General features: G+C 69.9%; 7 protein-coding genes. 2 read left to right on the top strand and 5 right to left on the bottom strand.

What is annotated here, in order from left to right; translation table 11 throughout:
- Both mreC and IQ216_RS11270 read right to left on the bottom strand, forming a co-directional pair.
- On the bottom strand, nucleotides 1-536 hold a 536-nt coding region (mreC, locus tag IQ216_RS11275), incomplete at its 3' end, for a rod shape-determining protein MreC (protein WP_193815534.1).
- Nucleotides 537-541: 5 nt separating this feature from the next.
- The gene (locus tag IQ216_RS11270) at nucleotides 542-1588 is read right to left on the bottom strand and encodes a rod shape-determining protein (protein WP_304523750.1); all 1047 of its coding nucleotides are present in this window, start codon (nucleotides 1586-1588) and stop codon (nucleotides 542-544) included.
- Nucleotides 1589-1726: 138 nt separating this feature from the next.
- Here IQ216_RS11270 and IQ216_RS11265 point away from each other — a divergent pair, with 138 nt between their 5' ends.
- Complete coding sequence (locus IQ216_RS11265) at nucleotides 1727-2137, top strand: single-stranded DNA-binding protein (protein ID WP_193815533.1); 411 nt, start codon at nucleotides 1727-1729, stop codon at nucleotides 2135-2137.
- Between the two features lie 59 nt (nucleotides 2138-2196).
- On the opposite strand, the gene ahcY is transcribed toward IQ216_RS11265, so the two are convergent.
- Complete coding sequence (ahcY, locus tag IQ216_RS11260; RefSeq protein WP_193815532.1) at nucleotides 2197-3624, bottom strand: adenosylhomocysteinase; 1428 nt, start codon at nucleotides 3622-3624, stop codon at nucleotides 2197-2199.
- 123 nt (nucleotides 3625-3747) lie between these two features.
- Between ahcY and tsaE the strand changes: the two genes are divergently transcribed.
- Entirely contained in the window at nucleotides 3748-4257 is a 510-nt protein-coding gene (gene tsaE, locus IQ216_RS11255) for a tRNA (adenosine(37)-N6)-threonylcarbamoyltransferase complex ATPase subunit type 1 TsaE (protein ID WP_370566718.1), read from the top strand.
- Nucleotides 4258-4279: 22 nt separating this feature from the next.
- On the opposite strand, the gene IQ216_RS11250 is transcribed toward tsaE, so the two are convergent.
- Nucleotides 4280-5290 (bottom strand): carbohydrate kinase, encoded by a 1011-nt coding sequence (locus tag IQ216_RS11250; RefSeq protein WP_193815531.1) that lies wholly within the window; start codon nucleotides 5288-5290, stop codon nucleotides 4280-4282.
- A 47-nt stretch (nucleotides 5291-5337) separates the two neighbouring features.
- Nucleotides 5338-5761: NUDIX domain-containing protein (locus tag IQ216_RS14315; protein WP_228007428.1), on the bottom strand; the 424-nt coding region annotated here is incomplete at its 5' end.

Here is a 5761-nt window from a genome sequence, read left to right as displayed (position 1 = left end):
GGCCTGGGGGTGCCGAGGCCCACCAGCAGCCCATGGCGCCTGACCCGGGCCACCCACACCCCCACCCGGCTGCTGGAATCGGTGAGCAGGGCCACCGTGGCCGTGCTGGGTGTCACGCTGACCACCCGCCCCACCAGACCGCCGGGGGCCACCACCGCCTGGCCCGGCGCCACCCCCTGCAGGGAGCCCCGCCCGAGCACCAACTGGCGCCACCAGCCACCGGCGGTGCGGGAGATCACGGGGGCAGGAATCGCATTGCCTCCGGCCTGCTGCAGATCAAGCAGCTCCCGTAGCCGCAGGTTGTCCGCCTCCAGCATCGAGAGGCGGGTCTGCTGGTCGAGCTGCTGGGCCGACCTGATCCATTCCCCCTGGGCACTGCCCGGCCAGAACGGGCGACTCAGCAGGGCATAGGCATCGCTCAGCCCAGCTCCCTTGCTGAGACGGACCCCCACCAGGGCCAGCAGCAGCAGCCCCCAGGGCCAGAAGGCCCTGAGCCGGCGCAGCGGCGGCAGTCGCGGCTGGCGGTCCGACGGCATGGAGCTCAGGCCGCCATGCGCACGAAGTCAGGAGTGTCCAGCACGCGCTCCAAGCGCTTGTAGTCCTCCAGGACCATGCCGCAGCCCATCACCACACAGAGGAGCGGGTCTTCGGCGATGTGGGTGAGGATGCCCGTCTCGTGGCTGATCAGGTCGCTGATGCCGCGCACCATGGCGCCGCCGCCGGCCAGCATGATGCCGCGATCAACGATGTCGGCCGCCAGCTCCGGCGGCGTGCGCTCCAGGGTGCGCTTCACGGCCTCCACGATCACGTTGAGGGGCTCGGCCATGGCCTCGCGGATGTCGCCGGCCCGCACGTTGATGGTGCGGGGCAGGCCGGAGAGCAGGTGCAGGCCGCGCACGTCCATGGAGGTCTCGTCGTGCTCGTCGTCGGGGAAGGCCGAGCCGATCCGGATCTTGATGTCCTCGGCGGTGCGCTCACCCACCACCAGGTTGTGCACCTTCTTGAGGTACACGCCGATCGAATCACTGAGTTCATCGCCCGCCACGCGGACGGATTCACTCAGCACCGTGCCGCCGAGGCTGAGCACCGCCACCTCGGTGGTGCCGCCGCCGATGTCCACGATCATGGTGCCCACGGGCTCGGTCACCGGCAGACCGGCGCCGATGGCCGCGGCCACGGGCTCATCGATCAGATGCACCTCCCGGGCGCCCGCCAGCCCCGCTTCCCGCACGGCGCGGCGCTCCACGCCGGTGACGCCGCTGGGGATGCCGATCACCAGCCGCGGCGCCACGATGCCGCGGCCCTCGTTGCCCTTCTGGATGAAGGTCTTGATCATCTGTTCGGCGGCGTCGAAGTCGGCGATCACGCCGTCGCGCAGCGGCCGGATGGCCCGGATGTTGCCGGGGGTGCGGCCCAGCATCAGCTTGGCCTCATCGCCCACCGCCAGGGGCACACCGCGCTCCAGATCCAGGGCCACCACTGAAGGCTCCTGCAGCACAATGCCCTTGCCCGACACATACATCAAGGTGTTGGCCGTGCCCAGATCGATGCCGATGTCGCGGGAGAACTGGAAACGACGAAAGAACACGGACATCTGTTGAGGCAGCCCCGCATCATACGGGGACCATCGGGGAGCGTTACAGCCGGCCCCCAGGGTGGAACTGAACCGCTGAGGGCGCCTCAAGGGGTGCCGCATCATTGATCCAATCGACCAAGGAGACCCGCTATGGGCGTCAATTCCATCACTCTCGTCGGCCGTGCCGGCCGCGATCCCGAAGTGCGCTACTTCGAGTCCGGCAGCGTGGTGGCCAACCTCACCCTGGCGGTGAACCGGCGCAGCCGCGACGACGAACCGGACTGGTTCAACCTCGAGATCTGGGGCAAGCAGGCCCAGGTGGCCGCCGACTATGTGCGCAAGGGCTCCCTGCTGGGGATCATCGGCAGCTTCAAGCTCGACCGCTGGACCGATCGCACCAGCGGTGAGGAGCGCACCAAACCGGTGATCCGGGTGGATCGCCTCGAGCTGCTGGGCTCCCGCCGCGACGCCGAGGGCGCCATGGGCGCAGGTGGCGGCAGCTTCGGCGGTGGGGGCGGCTACGGCGGTGGCGAACCCAGTGAGGAGGAAGTGCCGTTCTGAACGCAGGCCAGGGCCCCCACGGAGGGGGCCCGACCGGGGCGCCAGACCGACGAAGCAGCTCAGTAGCGGTAGTGCTCGAGCTTGTAGGGCCCTTCCACCGGCACGTTGATGTAGGCGGCCTGCTCGGCGCTGAGCTCAGTGAGCCGGGCGCCGATCTTCTCGAGGTGCAGGCGGGCCACCATCTCGTCGAGGTGCTTGGGCAGCACGTACACCTCCTTGCCGTACTGGTCCCCCTTGGAGAACAGCTCGATCTGGGCCAGCACCTGGTTGGTGAAGGAGTTGCTCATCACGAAGCTGGGGTGGCCGGTGGCGCAGCCCAGGTTCACGAGCCGGCCCTCAGCCAGCAGGATGATCCGGTTGCCGCTGGGCAGCAGGATGTGATCCACCTGGGGCTTGATGTTGTCCCAGCTGTACTGCTTCAGGGACGCCACATCGATCTCGTTGTCGAAGTGGCCGATGTTGCAGACGATCGCCTGATCCTTCATGCGGATCAGGTGCTCGTGGCGGATCACCTGGAAGTTGCCGGTGGCGGTCACGAAGATGTCCACGTCGGCCACCACGTCGTCGAGGCGCACCACGCGGTAGCCCTCCATGGCCGCCTGCAGGGCGCAGATGGGGTCGATCTCGGCAATCATCACCGTGGCGCCGAGGCCTCTGAGCGACTGGGCCGAGCCCTTGCCCACATCGCCGTAACCCATCACCAGGGCCACCTTGCCGGCCACCATCACGTCGGTGGCGCGCTTGATCGAATCCACCAGGGATTCGCGGCAGCCGTAGAGGTTGTCGAACTTGCTCTTGGTGACCGAATCGTTGACGTTGATCGCCGGGAAGGGGAGTTCAGCGGCCTTCTGGAGCTGGTACAGCCGCGCCACGCCCGTGGTGGTTTCCTCGGTGACGCCCTGGATGGCGGCATGGATGCGGGAGTAGAAGCCCGGCTGGGCGGCGAGCTTCTGGCGGATGCTGTTGAAGAGAGCGGTTTCCTCTTCGTTGGAGGGGTGATCGAGAACTGAGGGATCCTGCTCGGCCTTGGTGCCGAGAATCACCAGACCGGTGGCATCGCCACCGTCGTCGAGGATCATGTTGGGCGTGCCGCCATCGCCCCACTCGAGGATGCGGTGGGTGAAGGCCCAGTACTCATCGAGGCTTTCGCCCTTGTAGGCGAACACAGGCACGCCGCTGGCGGCGATCGCGGCGGCGGCGTGGTCCTGGGTGGAGAAGATGTTGCAGCTGGCCCAGCGCACCTCGGCGCCGAGGGCCGTGAGGGTGTCGATCAGAACAGCCGTCTGGATCGTCATGTGCAGCGACCCGGCGATGCGGGCGCCCTTGAGGGGCTGCTGGGCGCCGAAGCTGCGGCGCAGGGCCATCAGGCCCGGCATCTCCGTTTCGGCAATGGCGATCTCCTTGCGACCGAAGTCAGCGAGGTCGATGTCGGCAATCACATAAGACGATGTGGTCTGCAGCGTGGGCGCAGTGGGGGTGGCCACCATGGTTGGGACTCCTGAAGAACAGCTCACTCCCGGCTGGGAGGGCGTGGTTGGGGAAATATCTGCAGAGACGCCGAGGCTTCGGGCTCGCTTGAGCGGCAATCTACAGACAGCTTCCGGATCCGCGTGAGCCCCTCCAGCCCGCCCTGGCGCCGCCAGCAGCTCGCCGATGCCTGCGCCACCCGGGCCCTGGGGGCGGCGCTGGCACTGTGGCTGAGGCCCACGGGCCCGGGGCTGGCGGCCCAGGCGCCAATGCTGCTGTTGCAGGGCGACCTCGGCAGCGGCAAGACCTGCCTGGTGCAGGGCCTGGCCACGGCCCTGGGCATCGACGAACCGATCACCAGCCCCACCTTCGCCCTGGCCCAGCACTACCTGCCGCGGGGAGCCGATGCAGCGGCGCGGCCGCTGGTGCACCTCGATCTCTACCGGCTGGAGCAGGCGGGCGCGGCGGATGAGCTGCTGGCCCAGGAAGAGGAAAGTGCGCTTGAGCTGGGCGCCGTGCTGGCCGTGGAATGGCCCGAGCGGCTGAGCCTGCCCCCCAGCGAGGCCTGGTGGCTGGAGCTGCAGCTGCTGGATGGCGCCGACCCCGAGGCCGGCCGCCAGGCCCTGCTCTGGCGCCCGGCCAAGGCTCGCTAGCTGTTCTGTCTCAGCAGGCCGATCAGTGCGGAGGCCCGCTCTGCCGAGCCGCCAGAAAGGCCTCCACCTGAGCGGCAGTGGGCTGGGGATCGATGGCGCCGGCCCCCTGGCACACCAGGGCGCCGCAGCCGCTGGCGAAGCGCATCAGCTGCTCCACCGCCAGCCCGTCCTGGCCACCCAGCAGATCAGGCCTGGCCACCAGGCCATGCAGCAGCCCGGCCGTGAACGCATCCCCGGCCCCGGTGCTGTCGAGCACCGGCACCCGGTAGGGGGCCATGACGCCACTGGATCGTCCCAGGCACCAGCGCAGCGGCGCCGCCCCATCGGTGACCACCACGGCCGGCTGCTGGGGCAGGGCCGCCCGAACCTGCTCTGGATCGGCACTGCCGAACAGCCACTGCGCCTCTTCGGCGGCGCACTTGAGCAGGGCGGCCCGCTGCAGCAGGGCGAGCATGGCAGCGGCCTGCTCCGGCCTGGGAGCCGCGTCCGGCGGCGCCGTGTCATCCCAGAAGGTGGGTCGCCAGTTGACATCCACAGCCAGGGCCACGCCGGCGATTCCGGCCTGCTCCACGGCGCGGTCCAGGGCCGCCGCGGCGCCGCCGGCCAGGGGCAGGGTGCCCACCAGCAACCAGCTGGCCTGCTGCGGCAGGGTGCCGGCCTGCAGGGCCTCGTCGGCGAAGCCCTCGCCACGGTTGCCCGCGAAGCCACCGAACTGGCGCTCGCCGGCCAGGTCACGGCGCACCAGCACGATGCGGGTGGGCCGCTCGGCATCCCACTGCAGGCCGCTGGTGTCGACGCCCCGGGCCCGGAACAGCGCCGCCAGGGCCTCGCCAGCCGGGTCCCGGCCCAGCCGGCCCAGGAAGGCCGCCCGCCTGCCCAGGCGGGCCAGGGCGCAGGCCACGTTGGCGGGGGCGCCACCGAGGCGGTCGTCGCAGTCGCCGGCAGGGGCGCTGGCGGGATCGCCGCCCAGGGGGCCCAGGCGATCCACGAGCGCCTCGCCGAGGCAGAGCACCAGCGGTGGTGAGGCAGCCATGGGGACGGGGCCAGCTCCCCCCAGGCTGGCCCAAGGCCGAGCCGGCGTCAGCCGGGCTCCACCAGCCCCCGGGCAAGCCGCTCCTGCAGGGCGGCAATGATGCGGGCGTTCGCCGCCGGGAAGGGAAAGTCCGCCAGCTGCTCCGGCCGCACCCAGCGCAGCTGCTGGCTGGCCAGGGGCTGGGGCTCGCCGCTGCTCCAGCGGCAGAGGTGCACCACGAAGCGCAGCCGCTTGTGGCTGTAGGCGTGCTCGAGGCGGATCAGCTCCTCCCCCACCTGCACCTCGATGGCCAGTTCCTCGCTTTTGAGACGATCGGCCTGGAGGACCTTGGCGTCTTCACAGATCCTGTCGATCCCTTCGAGCATGCGTTCAGCGGCCTGCTGGGCAAGGTGGTCGGCCTCGTTGAGGGACCCTGCTTCGAGCAGGATCTCGGCGTACTGCGTTCGCGGTTCGCTCGCAAAGTGGAGGATG

Origin of the sequence: Cyanobium sp. LEGE 06143, from assembly GCF_015207535.1 — a bacterium.
Lineage (GTDB): Bacteria > Cyanobacteriota > Cyanobacteriia > PCC-6307 > Cyanobiaceae > NIES-981.
This window is presented reverse-complemented; position numbering and strand designations above follow the sequence as displayed.